At 62.5% G+C, this 15,179-nt stretch carries 14 protein-coding genes; all 14 read left to right on the top strand.

What is annotated here, in order from left to right; genetic code table 11:
* Window positions 1-145: 145 nt before the first annotated feature.
* The 14 genes from leuC (at window position 146) to V3C40_RS19900 (ending at window position 15,172) form a co-directional block, all read left to right on the top strand.
* Complete coding sequence (gene leuC / locus V3C40_RS19965; protein WP_331778331.1) at window positions 146-1,549, top strand: 3-isopropylmalate dehydratase large subunit; 1,404 nt, start codon at window positions 146-148, stop codon at window positions 1,547-1,549.
* A gap of 122 nt (window positions 1,550-1,671) precedes the next feature.
* Window positions 1,672-1,794 (top strand): lipoprotein, encoded by a 123-nt coding sequence (locus tag V3C40_RS19960; protein ID WP_331778330.1) that lies wholly within the window; start codon window positions 1,672-1,674, stop codon window positions 1,792-1,794.
* A gap of 51 nt (window positions 1,795-1,845) precedes the next feature.
* Window positions 1,846-2,493: a 3-isopropylmalate dehydratase small subunit gene (gene leuD / locus V3C40_RS19955; RefSeq protein WP_058049067.1), complete on the top strand. Its 648-nt coding sequence runs from the start codon at window positions 1,846-1,848 to the stop codon at window positions 2,491-2,493.
* Window positions 2,494-2,504: 11 nt separating this feature from the next.
* On the top strand, window positions 2,505-3,575 hold the full coding sequence (gene leuB / locus V3C40_RS19950; RefSeq protein ID WP_034750539.1) for a 3-isopropylmalate dehydrogenase: 1,071 nt from the start codon (window positions 2,505-2,507) through the stop codon (window positions 3,573-3,575).
* 45 nt (window positions 3,576-3,620) lie between these two features.
* Window positions 3,621-4,748 (top strand): aspartate-semialdehyde dehydrogenase, encoded by a 1,128-nt coding sequence (asd, locus tag V3C40_RS19945; RefSeq protein WP_072452459.1) that lies wholly within the window; start codon window positions 3,621-3,623, stop codon window positions 4,746-4,748.
* Window positions 4,749-4,992: 244 nt separating this feature from the next.
* Entirely contained in the window at window positions 4,993-7,455 is a 2,463-nt protein-coding gene (locus V3C40_RS19940) for a FimV/HubP family polar landmark protein (RefSeq protein ID WP_331778329.1), read from the top strand.
* Window positions 7,456-7,529: 74 nt separating this feature from the next.
* The gene (gene truA / locus V3C40_RS19935; RefSeq protein ID WP_034750899.1) at window positions 7,530-8,333 is read left to right on the top strand and encodes a tRNA pseudouridine(38-40) synthase TruA; all 804 of its coding nucleotides are present in this window, start codon (window positions 7,530-7,532) and stop codon (window positions 8,331-8,333) included.
* 35 nt (window positions 8,334-8,368) lie between these two features.
* The gene (locus tag V3C40_RS19930) at window positions 8,369-9,052 is read left to right on the top strand and encodes a phosphoribosylanthranilate isomerase (RefSeq protein WP_331778328.1); all 684 of its coding nucleotides are present in this window, start codon (window positions 8,369-8,371) and stop codon (window positions 9,050-9,052) included.
* Window positions 9,045-10,295: a tryptophan synthase subunit beta gene (trpB, locus tag V3C40_RS19925; RefSeq protein ID WP_034750528.1), complete on the top strand. Its 1,251-nt coding sequence runs from the start codon at window positions 9,045-9,047 to the stop codon at window positions 10,293-10,295. The genes V3C40_RS19930 and trpB overlap by 8 nt, the downstream gene beginning before the upstream one ends.
* Before the next feature lie 85 nt (window positions 10,296-10,380).
* Window positions 10,381-11,178, top strand: a complete 798-nt coding sequence (trpA, locus tag V3C40_RS19920) for a tryptophan synthase subunit alpha (RefSeq protein ID WP_034750524.1) — start codon at window positions 10,381-10,383, stop codon at window positions 11,176-11,178.
* Window positions 11,179-11,376: 198 nt separating this feature from the next.
* Window positions 11,377-12,249 carry an acetyl-CoA carboxylase, carboxyltransferase subunit beta gene (gene accD, locus V3C40_RS19915; protein ID WP_010400390.1) on the top strand — a complete coding sequence of 291 codons (873 nt, stop codon included), beginning with the start codon at window positions 11,377-11,379 and terminating at the stop codon, window positions 12,247-12,249.
* Window positions 12,250-12,350: 101 nt separating this feature from the next.
* A complete protein-coding gene (gene folC / locus V3C40_RS19910; protein ID WP_034750518.1) occupies window positions 12,351-13,649 on the top strand; it encodes a bifunctional tetrahydrofolate synthase/dihydrofolate synthase in 1,299 nt (432 codons plus the stop codon).
* 24 nt (window positions 13,650-13,673) lie between these two features.
* A complete protein-coding gene (locus tag V3C40_RS19905; RefSeq protein WP_331778327.1) occupies window positions 13,674-14,663 on the top strand; it encodes an SPOR domain-containing protein in 990 nt (329 codons plus the stop codon).
* Between the two features lie 20 nt (window positions 14,664-14,683).
* A complete protein-coding gene (locus V3C40_RS19900; RefSeq protein ID WP_034750511.1) occupies window positions 14,684-15,172 on the top strand; it encodes a CvpA family protein in 489 nt (162 codons plus the stop codon).
* Window positions 15,173-15,179: the final 7 nt, after the last annotated feature.

The following is a 15,179-nucleotide window of genomic DNA, read 5'->3' as shown; positions in this document are numbered from 1 at the left end:
AAAGCATGCCAAATTTTGTATCGCCTATCCCACGCTGGAGCGGCTTTTGGTTCTGCATTGCACAATATATGGCATAATCATTGCCGATCCCTTCGATCAGTACGACAGATCACTTACTACAGGCTGTGGCAACGCTGCATAAATCATGATGAAGACGCTTTACGACAAACTCTGGGAATCCCACGTTGTTCGGGCCGAAGATGATGGCACGACAATTTTGTATATCGACCGGCACCTGCTGCACGAAGTCACCAGCCCGCAAGCCTTCGATGGCCTCAGCGTGGCGGGCCGCCAGCCATGGCGCATTTCCGCCAACCTGGCCGTGGCCGACCATAACGTGCCGACCACCAGCCGCATGGACGGCATTGCCGATCCGGTCTCGCGCCTGCAGGTGGAAACCCTGGACAAGAACGCCAAGCACTACGGCTTGACCTACTTCAACATGAACGACAAGCGCCAGGGTATCGTGCACGTGATCGGCCCCGAACAGGGCGCGACCCTGCCCGGCATGACGGTCGTCTGCGGCGATTCGCACACGTCCACGCATGGCGCCTTCGGCGCGCTGGCGCACGGCATCGGCACGTCCGAAGTGGAACACGTGCTGGCCACGCAGACCTTGCTGCAAAAGAAATCCAAATCCATGCTGGTGCAAGTCGACGGCGCGCTGCCGGCCGGCGTGACGGCGAAAGATATCGTGCTGGCCATCATCGGCAAGATCGGCACGGCCGGCGGCACGGGCTACTGTATCGAGTTCGGCGGCTCGGCCATCCGCGCGCTGTCGATGGAAGGCCGCATGACGGTGTGCAACATGGCCATCGAGGCGGGCGCGCGCGCCGGCATCATCGGCGTGGACGACACCACCATCAATTACGTCAAGGGCCGTCCGTTTTCGCCGGCCGGTCCGCACTGGGAACGCGCCGTTGCCTACTGGCGCACCCTGCATTCGGACCCGGGCGCCCGCTTCGACCTCGTCGTCACCCTCAATGCGGCCGAGATCGTGCCGCAAGTGACCTGGGGCACGTCGCCCGAAATGGTGGTCGGCGTCGATGGCCGCGTGCCTGACCCTGACCAGGAAAAAGACAGCGTCAAGCGCGATGCGATGGAAAAGGCGCTCGTCTACATGAACCTCAAGCCGAACACGGCCATCGAAGACATCCGCATCGACAAGGTCTTCATCGGTTCCTGCACCAATTCGCGCATCGAGGATTTGCGCGCGGCGGCCGCCGTGGTGCGCGGCAAGTACCGCGCCTCGAACGTCACCCTGGCGCTGGTCGTGCCCGGTTCCGGCCTTGTCAAGGACCTGGCCGAGCGCGAAGGACTGGACCGCATCTTCAAGGATGCCGGTTTCGAATGGCGCGAGCCGGGCTGCTCCATGTGCCTGGCCATGAATGCGGACCGTTTGGAGCCGGGCGAACGCTGCGCGTCCACGTCGAACCGCAACTTCGAAGGCCGGCAGGGGCAGGGCGGCCGTACCCACCTGGTGTCGCCCGCGATGGCGGCCGCGGCGGGTATCGCCGGCCACTTTGTCGACGTGCGGGGATTGCGATGAATTAAGGGATTTGCGTGGTAACGCAGCCAAATTCCGGGGTCAGACCCGCCGGGTCTGACCCCAGTTTTCAGCTGCTGGTTTACACTAGCGCCATTCATTTCCCTGAAACAAACGAGACCATCATGAAAAAACTCTTCGTCCTCCTCATCGCCACCGTCATCCTGTCTGGCTGCAACACCGTCTCCGGCATCGGCCGCGATGTGCAGAAAGTCGGCCAGGTTGTCACTGGCGCCGGCGGAAAATAAACCGTGACGTGCGGGCGCATTGCGCCGCGCGTCTTACCGAGTAGAAACAGCATGGATAAATTTACGATTTACGAAGGCCTGGTCGCCCCGCTGGACCGCGCCAACGTCGACACCGACGCGATTATTCCGAAGCAATTCCTGAAATCGATCCACCGCAGCGGTTTCGGCCCCAACCTGTTCGACGAATGGCGCTACCTCGACCATGGCGAGCCGGGCCAGGACAACAGCCGCCGCCCGCTGAACCCCGAGTTCGTGCTCAACGAGCCACGCTACCAGGGCGCTTCGATCTTGCTGACACGCAAGAACTTCGGCTGCGGCTCCTCGCGCGAACACGCGCCGTGGGCCCTGGATCAATATGGTTTCCGCGCCATCATCGCGCCCTCGTTTGCCGACATCTTCTTCAACAACTGCTACAAGAACGGCTTGCTGCCCATCGTGCTGTCGGAAAGCCAGGTCGAGCACCTGTTCAATGAAGTCAAGGCTTTCCCCGGCTACAAGCTGGTGGTGGACCTGGAGCAGCAATGCGTGCGCACCAGCAATGGTTCCGTGTCGTATCCGTTCGAGATCGACGCCTTCCGCAAATATTGCCTGATGAATGGCCTCGACGATATCGGCCTGACCCTGCGCCACGCCGACGATATCCGCGCCTTCGAAGAGCGGCATCTGCATAATCAACCCTGGCTCGCCAACGTCATCTAATCGATAAAAATATGAAAATTGCAATCTTACCCGGCGACGGCATCGGTCCTGAAATCGTCGCGCAAGCCGTCAAGGTTTTGCATGTGCTGGGCGAATCGTTCGAACTGGAAACGGCGCCCGTGGGCGGCGCCGGCTATGCGGCCCATGGCCATCCTTTGCCGGAAGCCACCCTGGCGCTGGCAAAAGCGGCCGATGCCGTGCTGTTCGGCGCCGTGGGCGACTACAAATATGACAATCTGGAGCGCCAGTTCCGCCCCGAGCAGGCGATTCTGGGCTTGCGCAAGAACCTGGGCCTGTTCGCCAACCTGCGTCCGGCCATTCTGTATCCGGAACTGGCGGGCGCCTCGACCCTGAAGCCGGAAGTGGTGTCCGGCCTGGACATTTTGATCATCCGCGAATTGACAGGCGACATCTATTTCGGCCAGCCCCGCGGCGTGCGCGAGTGCCCGGACGGTCCGTTCAAGGGCCAGCGCGAAGGCTTCGACACGATGCGCTATGCGGAAGGCGAAATCCGCCGCATCGCCCACGTGGCTTTCCAGGCTGCGCAAAAGCGCGACAAGCGCCTCACCAGCGTGGACAAGGCGAATGTGCTGGAAACCTTCCAGTTCTGGAAAGACATCGTCACCGACGTGCACAAGGAATACCCGGACGTGGCGCTCGACCACATGTATGTCGATAACGCGGCCATGCAACTGGTGCGGGCGCCGAAGAAATTCGACGTCATGGTGACCGGCAACATGTTCGGCGACATTCTGTCGGATGCGGCCGCCATGCTGACGGGTTCGATCGGCATGCTGCCGTCCGCCTCGCTGGATGCCAACAACAAGGGCTTGTACGAGCCATCGCACGGTTCGGCGCCTGATATCGCGGGCAAGGGCATCGCCAATCCGCTGGCGACGATCTTGTCGGCCGCCATGATGCTGCGCTATTCGCTGAACCGCGAAGAGCAGGCAAACCGTATCGAGGGTGCCGTCAAGCAGGTGCTGGCGCAGGGCTTGCGCACGGCCGACATCCATGAAGCGGGCACGACTTTGGTCGGTACCGAGGCCATGGGTGATGCAGTTGTAAAAGCACTGGGATAAAATAGTCTAATGACGGCAGTCGCCGTCTCATCTTGAGGAATGGTAATGAAATTAGTTGGCTTGGTAGGTTGGCGCGGTATGGTCGGTTCGGTCCTGATGCAACGCATGCAGGAAGAGGGCGATTTCGCCCATATCGAACCGGTGTTTTTCACCACTTCGAACACGGGCGGCTCGGCTCCGGCCATGGCGAAGAATGAAACCATCCTCAAGGATGCCAACAACATCGCCGAACTGTCCAAGTGCGACATTATTATTTCCTGCCAGGGCGGCGACTACACGAGCGCCGTCTTCCCGCAGCTGCGCGCCAGCGGCTGGAATGGGTACTGGATCGATGCGGCCTCGACCTTGCGCATGGAAAAAGACGCCGTCATCGTGCTCGACCCCGTCAACCTGCACGTCATCAAGGATGCGCTGGGCAAGGGCGTCAAGAACTACATCGGCGGCAATTGCACCGTCTCGTGCATGATGATGGGCCTGGGCGGCCTGTTCCAGCACGATTTGATCGACTGGATGACGTCGATGACGTACCAGGCGGCATCGGGCGGCGGCGCGCAGCACATGCGCGAACTGCTGACGCAGTTCGGCACCATCAACGGTTCCGTCAAGGCGCTGCTGGACAACCCCGCATCCGCCATCCTGGAAATCGACCGCCAGGTGCTGGCCACCCAGCACGGCTATTCCCCGGATGAAATCAAGCAATTCGGCGCGCCGCTGGCCGGCAACCTGATCCCGTGGATCGACAAGGACCTGGGCAACGGCCAGTCGAAGGAAGAGTGGAAGGCGGGCGCGGAAACGAACAAGATCCTCGGCCGCGGCCTCGATTTCGGCACCAAGGAAATTCCAGTCGACGGCCTGTGCGTGCGCATCGGCGCCATGCGCTGCCATTCGCAAGCGCTGACCATCAAGCTGAAAAAAGACGTGCCGCTCGATGAAATCAACGACATCATCGCCAGCAACAATGAATGGGTGAAATTCGTGCCGAACACGCGCGAAGCGTCCGTGCGCGACCTGTCGCCGGCCGCCGTCACGGGCAGCCTGACGATACCCGTCGGCCGCGTGCGCAAGATGAGCATGGGCGGCGAATACCTGTCCGCGTTCACCGTGGGCGACCAGTTGCTGTGGGGTGCGGCCGAGCCGCTGCGCCGCATGCTGCGCATCCTCTTGGACGCGTAATCGCCATAAATTGCTGATCCAGATCAAGCCGGGGCTGTTTTCCCGGCTTTTTTTTCGTCCTGAGCCCGTCAAGGCTCAACCATGCGGAGCTTGCATAGCTCTGGGCATGATGATATGTTGATACCTCTGGAAAAGTAACAGTTTTCCCATGTCAACTAAGATGCCGCCAACTATGCCTGTACACACTCGTCCCCGGGTCGCCTCCCTTGCCATTAAAACACTCAGCAGCGCTGTCGCCTGTGCGGTGTTATTGTCACCGGCGGCATCCGCAGCCGAGCTGGGCAAGATTACGGTGCTGTCCGCCGCCGGCCAGCCGCTGCGCGCCGAGGTCGAATTATCGGCCATCAAGCCAGGCGAGGCGTCGAGCTTGCTGGCCAAGCTGGCGCCGCCGGACGCCTACCGCCAGGCCAACGTGGAATTCAATCCCGCGTTGAACGCGCTGACGTTTGCCGTGGAAAACCGCAATGGCAAGCCTTTCATCCGCATCAGCTCGGCGCAGCCGGTGGCCGAGCCCATGGTGGACTTGCTGCTGGAACTGAGCAGCAAGAGCGGACGCCAGGTGCGCGAATATGCGTTCGTGCTTGACACGCCGGAAGCGCGCCAGACGCGCGGCGCGCAAGTGACGGCACCGGCCGAACCGGGCAAAGGCAAGGCGGCCGCTGAAGCTGCCCCAGCCACGGCGAAAAAACCGGCCGGCGAATACAAGGTCAAGACGGGCGATACCCTGAGCCGCATCGCCAGCGAACTGAAGCCATCGGGCGTGTCGCTCGACATGATGCTCGTGGCCCTCTACCGTGCCAATCCCGACGCCTTCAAGGGCGAGAACATGAACCGTATGCAGGCCGGGCGCATCCTGGCCGTGCCGGGCGCGGACACCGTGCGCGCCACCGGCGCTGCCGAAGCGAAGGGCATCGTGACGGCGCACGCCATCGATTTCGAAGCCTACCGCAACAAGCTGGCAGGCCAGGTGTCGCAAAGCAAGCCGGCCAAGGCGGCGGAAGCGACGCAAAGCACGGCCGGCAAGATCGGCGCGACCAAGGTACAGGAAAAGCCGACGGCCGTGAGCGAGTCGCAAGACAAGCTGAAACTGTCGAAGGCGGAGCCGGCGGCCAAGTCGGCCGGCAAGAGCGCGGTGGCCAGCGAGGAAGACAAGATCGCCAAGGCCAAGCAGGTCGATGAAGCGGCTGCCCGCGTCAAAGAGCTGGAAAAGAACGTCAGCGACCTGGAAAAGTTGATGGCGGTCAAGAGCAAGGCCATGGCCGACAAGAGCGCCCCGGCGCCCGCCAAACCGGCCGAGGTCGCCGCCAGCGCACCGGTTGTTGCCAGCGTGCCAGCCGAAGCCCAGCCTCCCGTGCCCAAAGCGAAGCCGGTGCCGCTGGTGAAAAAACCTTCGCCGCTGGAACCGACCATCACCGACAAGATCAATGACCACCTGGGCGCCATCGGCATCGGCATCGCCGCGCTGCTGGCCGCCGTGGCCGCGCTGGTGATCGCGCGCCGCCGCAAGGAGACGCCGCCGCCCGCCCAGGAAGATATCGCGCCCGTGTTCGAACCGGAAGCGCCCGTGACGCCGCCGTCCGGCCTGGCGCCGGAAGACCAGCAGTCCGAAGCGAGCAACCACCTGTTCGGTACGGGCGCCGCCGCTGCCGGCGTGGCCGCCGCGGCTGGCGCCAGCATGCTCGATGCGAATGAAACGGACCCCGTCGCCGAAGCGGACGTGTATATCGCCTACGGCCGCGATGGCCAGGCGGAAGATATCCTCAAGGAAGCCTTGCGTATCCATCCGGAACGCCATGCCGCCCGCTTGAAGCTGCTGGAAATTTATTCGGCCCGCAACGACGTGCGCGCGTTTGAAGACCAGGCCAGCGAGCTGTACAGCCTGACCCGGGGCCAAGGCGAAGAGTGGCCGCAGGCGGCCGCGCTGGGCCTGGCGCTCGACCCCACCAATCCCCTGTATGGCGATACGGAAGACGACGCCGTCGTCAGCCTGAGCAAGGCTGCCGGCGACGACGTGCATGGCCAGAGCATGGATTTGCCCGACGAGCCGCCAGCACCGCTGGCCGACCTGGCGCCGGCCGAGCCGGTGTCTTCCGTGGCGGCCCGCGATACGCGCGATCCCCTCGATTTCGACCTCGACAGCCTCGATTTCGAGCCTGTTTCTACCACCGACCCGATCGTCATGCCGGGACCGGACAGCAAGCCGGTCTCCGCCGCGCAGGATGCACAGTATGACGCCAGCATGGATTTCGGCCTGGACCTGGAGCCGCCTGCCGGCCCCGTCAATGGCGTGGGTGCCGGCCTGACGCCGCTGCCTGATCCGCTGAAGGATATCGACCTGGCCCATTTCGACCTCGACGAGCCCGTGGCGCCGGCTGCCGCGCCGGTCGCGGTGGCCGAGCCTTCCCTCGACAGCCTGTTCGACGACGCGCAAACGCCTGCCTCCTTGCCGGAAGCCATACCGCCGGCACAGGAATTCGACCTGTCCGGCATCGACCTGGATCTCAACGATGGCAAGACGGCCAGCGTGGGCGTGGACGACCCGCTGTCGGCCATCCACATGGAAATGGATACCAAGCTGGACCTGGCGATCGCTTACCAAGAAATTGGCGACAAGGAAGGCGCGCGCGAGCTGATCGATGAGGTCATCAAGGGCGGCAGCGAAGAGCAGGTTGCGAAAGCCAATACCATGCGTGCGCTGTTGAGCTAGCAGTGGCCGGAAGGCGCGGCAGGCTGCCGCGCCGGTATAATGCTTCGATGCAAAATATTACGACAGCAATGCCATTGAAGCGTATCGTCCTCGGCCTGCAGTATGACGGCACGGCCTGGCACGGATACCAGAAACAGGAAGACGGGCAAACGGTGCAGGACCAGCTGGAGAACGCGCTGGAGCAGTTTGCCCGCGTGCGCCTGGCCACCACGTGCGCCGGCCGCACGGATACGGGCGTGCATGCGCTCGAGCAAGTCGTGCATTTCGATACGGAACTGAACCGCGACGTGCACTCGTGGGTGCGCGGCGTCAACGCCTTCCTGCCGAAATCCATCGCCGTGCGCTGGGCCAGGGAACTTGAAGGCGACCCGACGGTCAATGACTTCTTCCACGCCCGCTTCAGCGCCCGCGCGCGCACCTATCATTATGTGTTGTACAACAACGCCACCCGTTCGCCGCTGGTGGAAGGGCGTGCCGGCTTCTTTTTCCGCCCGCTCGACGTGGAACTGATGCGCCAGGCCGTGCAGCCGCTCTTGGGCTGGCACGATTTCACGGCCTTCCGCGCCGCGCAATGCCAGGCCAAGTCGCCCGTCAAGCTCATGCATGACATCCGCATCGAGCGGCGCGGCGATTGCGTCATTTTTACGATTACGGCCAATGCCTTCCTGCACCACATGGTGCGCAACCTGGTCGGCTCGCTCGTCTACATCGGCACGGGGCGCGAAAAGCCGGAATGGCTCGGGCATTTGCTGGAAAGCAAGGATCGCCATGCGGCCGCGCCCACCTTCATGCCGGACGGCCTGTACCTGGCGCAGATCGATTACGATCCGAAATGGGCATTGCCGCAAGACAGCAGCAGCGCCTTGCCCTGGTTCTGACGTTTTACTTCAAGCAATAACTTCAAGGAAAAGCCATGCCACGCACACGCATCAAGATCTGCGGCCTGACCAGAGTCGAAGACATCCACGCTGTCGTGGCGGCCGGCGCCGACGCCATCGGCTTCGTGTTTTATCCGCAGAGCCCCCGCTATGTGACGCCCGAACAGGCAGCTGCTCTGATCGCGACCATGCCGCCCTACGTGACGGCGGTGGGCCTGTTCGTCAACGCCAGCGTGGACGAGGTGCGGGCGACCAGGGCCGTTGCGCCCTTATCGATGCTGCAATTTCATGGCAACGAGACGCCCGAGCACAGCGCCGCGCTGGCCGCAGCCGTGAATACGCCGTTTACGCAAGTGTTCCGCGTCAAACCCGACACCAGCTTTGAAGATTTGCTAGAATACGAACAGCGCTATCGCGCCGCCAGTCCCTTGTTTGCCAGCCTCTTGCTGGACACCTATGTGGATGCCTATGGCGGTGCAGGAAAGGTATTTGATTGGTCCCTCATTCCAAAAGAACTCGCGCCTCGGGTCGTTTTAAGTGGTGGCTTGAGCGTACAAAACGCGACTGACGCAGTGGTGCGCGTGCGCCCTTACGCCGTCGACATCAGCAGTGGTGTCGAAGCGTCCAAGGGTATCAAGGACGCATCCCGAGTCCGCGCGTTTATCGCCGCGGTGCAGGATGCAGATGCCATCATTGCCAGAGGAAACAACCATGAATGACCACACCACAGCGCCCGGCGCAGCCGCCGCATTGTTCCACGCCACCGATTACCCGTTCCCCGACCTGCGCGGCCACTTCGGCCCCTACGGCGGCTCCTTTGTTGCCGAAACGCTCACGCATGCGCTGGCCGAGCTGAAAGACGCCTACGCCCGCTACAGCGCCGACCCGGAATTCCTCGAAGAATTCCGCTACGAGCTCAAGCACTTCGTCGGCCGTCCGTCGCCGATCTACCACGCCAAGCGCTGGTCCGAGCTGGCCGGCGGCGCGCAGATCTATTTCAAGCGCGAAGACTTGAACCACACGGGTGCGCACAAGATCAACAACGTGATCGGCCAGGCCTTGCTGGCCAAGCGCATGGGCAAGCCGCGCATCATCGCCGAGACGGGCGCCGGACAGCATGGCGTGGCCACGGCCACCATCTGCGCCCGCTTCGGCCTCGAATGCGTGGTCTACATGGGCAGCGAAGACGTCAAGCGCCAGGCGCAGAACGTGTACCGCATGAAATTGCTGGGCGCGACCGTCGTGCCCGTCGAGTCGGGCTCCAAGACTCTCAAGGATGCGCTGAACGAAGCCATGCGCGACTGGGTCACCAACATTGAAAACACCTTTTACATCATCGGCACCGTGGCTGGCCCGCATCCGTATCCGATGATGGTGCGCGACTTCCAGTCCGTGATCGGCGAGGAATGCCTGGTGCAGATGCCGGAAATGACGGGCCGCCAACCCGACTACGTGCTGGCCTGCATCGGCGGCGGCTCGAACGCCATGGGCATCTTTTACCCGTACATCGACCAGAAAGATGTAAAACTGATCGGCGTGGAAGCGGCCGGCGAAGGCCTCGATACGGGCAAGCACTCGGCCTCGCTGACGGCAGGCTTCCCGGGCGTTCTGCATGGCAACCGCACCTATCTGCTACAGGATGAAAACGGCCAGATCATCGAGACGCATTCCGTCTCGGCCGGTCTCGACTACCCGGGCGTGGGACCGGAACATGCGTGGCTGAAAGACTCGGGCCGCGCGCAATACGTGTCGATCACCGATGACGAAGCGCTGCAGGCTTTCCACGACTGCTGTCATATTGAAGGCATCATCCCGGCCCTGGAATCGTCGCACGCACTGGCCTACGCGGCCAAGCTGGCGGCCACCTTGCCGAAAGACCAGATCGTGCTGGCCAACCTGTCGGGCCGTGGCGACAAGGACATGCATACCGTGGCGGAGCGTATGGGATTGAATTTCAGTTAAATAACTGACAACCCCAGTATTGCGTAGGTCGGATTAGCGCGCAAGCGCGTAATCCGACACCCTCCACCGATAAAGAAAGCATCCCATGTCCCGTATCGCCACCACCTTCGCCAATTTAAAATCGAACAACAAGACCGGCCTGGTCACCTTCATCACCGCCGGCGACCCCGGCCCCGACGCCACCGTGCCGCTGATGCACGCGCTCGTCGAGGGCGGCGCCGATGTGCTGGAACTGGGCGTGCCGTTTTCCGACCCCATGGCCGAAGGCCCCGTCATCCAGCGCGCCTGCGAACGGGCCCTGAAATTCAATGTCGGCATCCACGACGTGTTCGGCTATGTGCGCCAGTTCCGCGAGACGAACCAGACGACGCCCGTGGTGCTGATGGGCTACGCGAATCCCATCGAGCGTATCGGCAGCGCAGCGTTCATTGCAGCGGCGCAAGCGGCCGGCGCCGACGGCGCCATCGTCGTCGATTATCCGCCGGAAGAGTGCGAGGAATTTGCCGGCGCCATGCGCGAAGCGGGCCTCGACCTGATTTTCCTGCTGGCACCGACTTCGACGGAAGAGCGCATCGCGCAAGTGGCCAAGGTCGGCGGCGGCTTCAGCTATTATGTGTCGCTCAAGGGCGTCACGGGCGCCGGCAACATTGATACGGAACAGGTGGCCGAGCGCCTCGCGGCCATCCGCCAGCATGTAAAATTACCTATCGGCGTGGGCTTCGGCATCCGCGATGGTGCCACGGCCAAGGCCGTTGCCAAGGTGGCCGATGCCGTCGTCATCGGCAGCCGCATCATCCAGGAAATTGAAAATGCCCCGGAGGGCGGCGCCGTCGACGCCGTGCGCAGCTTCACGGCAGGCATCCGCGCCGCACTGGACGCCTGAGCAAGCTTGCCGTTTACGCAAGATGCGTTGGCGGCAAAGTTCGACAGCCCGGCGATAAACGGCTACACTTCGGCCACTGATTTGCCTGTAATTGTGCAATAGATAAAATTTCTGGTGGTGCCCTATGGGGGTGTCGCCGTTTACCGTCTGCCGGGGGCGTCCACCGACGCTACCCCTACAAGGGCCCAAGGAGAAAATATGAGTTGGTTGGAAAAACTGCTGCCACCGCGCATCCAGCGTTCTGATGCTGCCGCGCGCAAGACCATGCCGGAAGGCCTGTGGGTCAAGTGCCCGTCGTGCGAAGCCGTGCTGTACCGTACGGACCTGGAATCGAATCTGCACGTATGCCCGAAATGCGACCACCACATGCGCATCCGCGCGCGTGAACGCCTCGACAGCCTGCTCGACGCGGGCGGCCGCTATGAAATCGGCCAGGAAATCCTGCCCGTCGATACCTTGAAATTCAAGGACAGCAAGAAATACCCTGACCGCTTGAAATCCGCCATGGAAGCGACGGGCGAGACGGATGCGATGGTCGTCATGGGCGGTGCCATCATGAGCCTGCCTGTGGTCGTGGCGTGCTTCGAATTCGAATTCATGGGCGGCTCGATGGGCTCCGTCGTGGGCGAGCGCTTCGTGCGCGGTGCGCAAATCGCGCTGGAACAGAAAGTGCCGTTCATTTGCATCACCGCCACCGGTGGCGCGCGCATGCAGGAAGGCTTGCTGTCCCTGATGCAGATGGCGAAAACCACGGCCATGCTGACCAAGCTGTCCGAAAAGAAATTGCCATTCATCAGCGTGCTGACCGACCCGACCATGGGCGGCGTGTCCGCCTCGTTCGCCTTCATGGGTGACGTCGTGATCGCCGAACCGAAAGCGCTGATCGGCTTTGCCGGCCCGCGCGTGATTGAAAACACCGTGCGCGAAAAACTGCCGGAAGGCTTCCAGCGCGCCGAGTTCCTCGTCACCAAGGGCGCCGTCGACATGATCGTCGACCGCCGCAAGATGCGCGAAGAAATCGCCCGTCTGCTGGCCTTGTTGCAAAACCAGGCTGTGGAAGTCCTGGCGTAACGCCAAAGTATCAGGCCGGGCGGTGTCCTGCGGACCCGCCCGGTTGCCACGCAACACCGTCTCCGCGCCTCGCGCACTGTCTCCTCATCAAGAAGCCTCCCATGCAAAACCTCCCCACCACCTTGCCGGACTGGCTCGCCATGCTGGAAACCCGCCATTCGGAAACCCAGATCAACATGGGCCTGGACCGTGTGCAAGCCGTCAAGGCGCGCATGCAGCTGGCGTTTACTTGCCCCGTGATCATGGTGGCGGGCACGAATGGCAAGGGGTCCACCTGTGCCATGCTGGAATCGGTACTGTTGCGCGCCGGCTACAAAGTGGGGCTGTACATCAAGCCGCATTTTCTCGATTTTAACGAGCGCGCCCGCGTGCTGGGCGAGATGGCCAGCGACGAACAGATCGTCGCCAGCTTCAATGCTGTTGAAGCCGTGCGCGGCGACACGCCGCTCACGTATTTCGAATTCACCACCCTGGCGATTTTGCACCTGCTGTCGCAGGCGAAGCTCGACGTGGCCATCCTGGAAGTGGGCCTGGGCGGGCGCCTCGACGCCGTCAACGTGATCGATGCCGACGTGGCCATCGTCACCAGCGTCGACATCGACCACACGGATTACCTGGGCGACACGCGCGAAGCGATCGGCTTTGAAAAGGCCGGTATCTTCCGTCCGGGCAAGGCGGCCATCTGCAGCGACCCCGTGCCGCCGCAATCGCTGATCGACCATGCCGAGGCCATCGGCGCCGACCTGTGGCTGATGGGCCGCGATTTCAATTATTCGGGCGACAAGCAGCAGTGGAACTACGGCGGGCGCGAGCAGCGCCGCAATTCGCTCGCGTATCCAAGCTTGCGCGGCGCCAACCAGATACTCAATGCGACGGCCGTGCTGGCCGCGCTGGAAGTGCTGAAGCTGAAGCTGCCAGTGGGTGCGCAGGAAGTGCGCACGGGCCTCGTGACGGTGGAACTGCCGGGCCGCTTCCAGGTCTTGCCTGGCCGCCCCAGCGTGATCCTCGACGTGGCGCACAACCCGCACGCGGCGTCGGCGCTGAACCAGAACCTCGGCAACATGGGTTTCCACCCGTACACCTATGCCGTGTTTGGTTCCATGCAGGACAAGGATATCGATGGCGTACTGGCCGCGATGAGCGAACACGTCGACCACTGGTGCCTGACGGGATTGCCTTCGCCGCGCGCGGCCACGGCTTCGGAGCTGGCCGCCAAGGTGCAGATCATGCTCGAAGATAAGCCCGACAGCAGCGAACATACTGTGTCTATTTTCGATGATCCGGCACAAGCTTTTGCAAATGCAATGAGCCGGGCCGGTGAGAATGATAGAATTGTGGTCTTTGGTTCTTTCCTCACCGTTGCCGGCGTGATGAAGGCCCGAAAATCCTCACTTCACTGAAACGCACTCGACTGAAAATCACGCATGGGCTTGTTCTCGAAACTGTTTAAAAACAAGCAAGAATCCTCTGGCGAAGACAGCGGCTTTTATGTCCCTGGCGAAGCACAGTCGCCGACCCGCAAGCGCGCAGCCAACACCGCCGGTGGCGGCGGATCGCGCCGTGGCGGCAAGGAAGCGCCGGACCCGGTCTTGCCTGAAAAAAAGCGCGCACGCCGCCGCCTGGTCGGGGCCATTGCCTTGGCCCTGGGCGTGGCTGTCGGCTTGCCGATGCTGCTCGATTCCGAACCGAAGGCGCCGTTCAACGATATTGCCATCGACATTCCGTCGAAGGAAAAGGCCGTCGCGCCTGCACCGGCGCCCGTGCCGGCCGTTCCGGCCCAGGCCGCATCGAATGGCCTGGACCAGTCCGAGGAAATCGTCGACGCGCCGTTGCCGCCTGCGGCCAAGCCGACCCCTGCACCGACACCGGCACCCGTGCTGGCCGCCGCCCAGCCTGCACCGGTCAAGCCGACCTATGTGGAACCGAAACCGGAACCCAAGCCTGAACCGAAGCCGGTCAAGGTGGAGCCGAAACCTGAACCGAAACACGAAACCAAGCCCGAGCCGAAACACGAGTCCAAGCCCGAACCCAAGCCTGAACCCAAGCATGAAGTAAAACCGGAAGCCAAGCCCGAGCCGAAGCCTGCCAAGCCGGCGCAATCGGCTGACGATGCCGCGCGCGCGCTGGCTATCCTGGAAGGCAAGCCGCAAGAAAAAGCACAGGACAAGGCGCACGACGCCGGCAGCGGCAAGTTCGTGGTGCAGGTGGCGGCCCTGGCGACGCAGGACAAGGTCGACGAATTGCAAGACAAGCTGCGCGATGCGGGCATCAAGTCGTACACGCAGAAAGTCTCGAGCCCGGCGGGCGAGCGCATCCGCGTGCGCGTGGGGCCGTTCGGCAGCCGCGAAGACGCTGAAAAGACCCGCGCCAAGCTGCAAAAGCTGGGCCTGGGCGGCAGTCTGGTGCCGGCGTGATGTTGCAAGGCTGAACGCGCGTGACGATCTTCGATTACCTGGTGCTGTTCGTGCTGGTGACGTCCGTGCTGATCAGCATGATGCGTGGCCTGGTCAAGGAAATACTGTCATTGGTCAGCTGGATCGTGGCGTTCGTCATTGCCAATGCGTATGGCGCTACCTTGGCGAAATTCCTGCCGGAAGCCGTGCCTGGCGAAGCCATCCGTTTGTTGCTGGCTTTCGTCGTGCTGTTCATCGGCGTGCGCATTTTGATGGGATTGCTGTCCATGACGGTCGACGCGCTCGTCAAGGTGACGGGCTTGAGCCTGGCTGACCGCACCCTGGGCACCCTGTTCGGCGTGGCGCGGGGTCTTGTGATCGTGCTGACCGCCGTCATCTTGTGTGGCATGACGTCCATACCGCAGCAGCCATTCTGGAAAAACGCGCAGTTCAGCCCGCTCGCGGAGCAGGGCGCGCGCGCCATCAAGCCTTATCTGCCTGCCGCTTACGCGCAGCATGTGAAATTTTGAATTTTTT

Origin of the sequence: Janthinobacterium sp. LS2A (assembly GCF_036543145.1) — a bacterium.
GTDB classification, from domain to species: Bacteria; Pseudomonadota; Gammaproteobacteria; order Burkholderiales; family Burkholderiaceae_D; genus Janthinobacterium; species Janthinobacterium aestuarii.
This window is presented reverse-complemented; position numbering and strand designations above follow the sequence as displayed.

What these genes read in the sequence shown, in the direction of transcription:
- leuC (WP_331778331.1), top strand. Translation starts at nt 146, where the DNA reads ATGATGAAGACGCTTTACGACAAACTCTGGGAATCCCACGTTGTTCGG.
- V3C40_RS19960 (WP_331778330.1), top strand. Translation starts at nt 1,672, where the DNA reads ATGAAAAAACTCTTCGTCCTCCTCATCGCCACCGTCATCCTGTCTGGC.
- leuD (WP_058049067.1), top strand. Translation starts at nt 1,846, where the DNA reads ATGGATAAATTTACGATTTACGAAGGCCTGGTCGCCCCGCTGGACCGC.
- leuB (WP_034750539.1), top strand. Translation starts at nt 2,505, where the DNA reads ATGAAAATTGCAATCTTACCCGGCGACGGCATCGGTCCTGAAATCGTC.
- asd (WP_072452459.1), top strand. Translation starts at nt 3,621, where the DNA reads ATGAAATTAGTTGGCTTGGTAGGTTGGCGCGGTATGGTCGGTTCGGTC.
- V3C40_RS19930 (WP_331778328.1), top strand. Translation starts at nt 8,369, where the DNA reads ATGCCACGCACACGCATCAAGATCTGCGGCCTGACCAGAGTCGAAGAC.
- trpB (WP_034750528.1), top strand. Translation starts at nt 9,045, where the DNA reads ATGAATGACCACACCACAGCGCCCGGCGCAGCCGCCGCATTGTTCCAC.
- trpA (WP_034750524.1), top strand. Translation starts at nt 10,381, where the DNA reads ATGTCCCGTATCGCCACCACCTTCGCCAATTTAAAATCGAACAACAAG.
- accD (WP_010400390.1), top strand. Translation starts at nt 11,377, where the DNA reads ATGAGTTGGTTGGAAAAACTGCTGCCACCGCGCATCCAGCGTTCTGAT.
- folC (WP_034750518.1), top strand. Translation starts at nt 12,351, where the DNA reads ATGCAAAACCTCCCCACCACCTTGCCGGACTGGCTCGCCATGCTGGAA.
- V3C40_RS19905 (WP_331778327.1), top strand. Translation starts at nt 13,674, where the DNA reads ATGGGCTTGTTCTCGAAACTGTTTAAAAACAAGCAAGAATCCTCTGGC.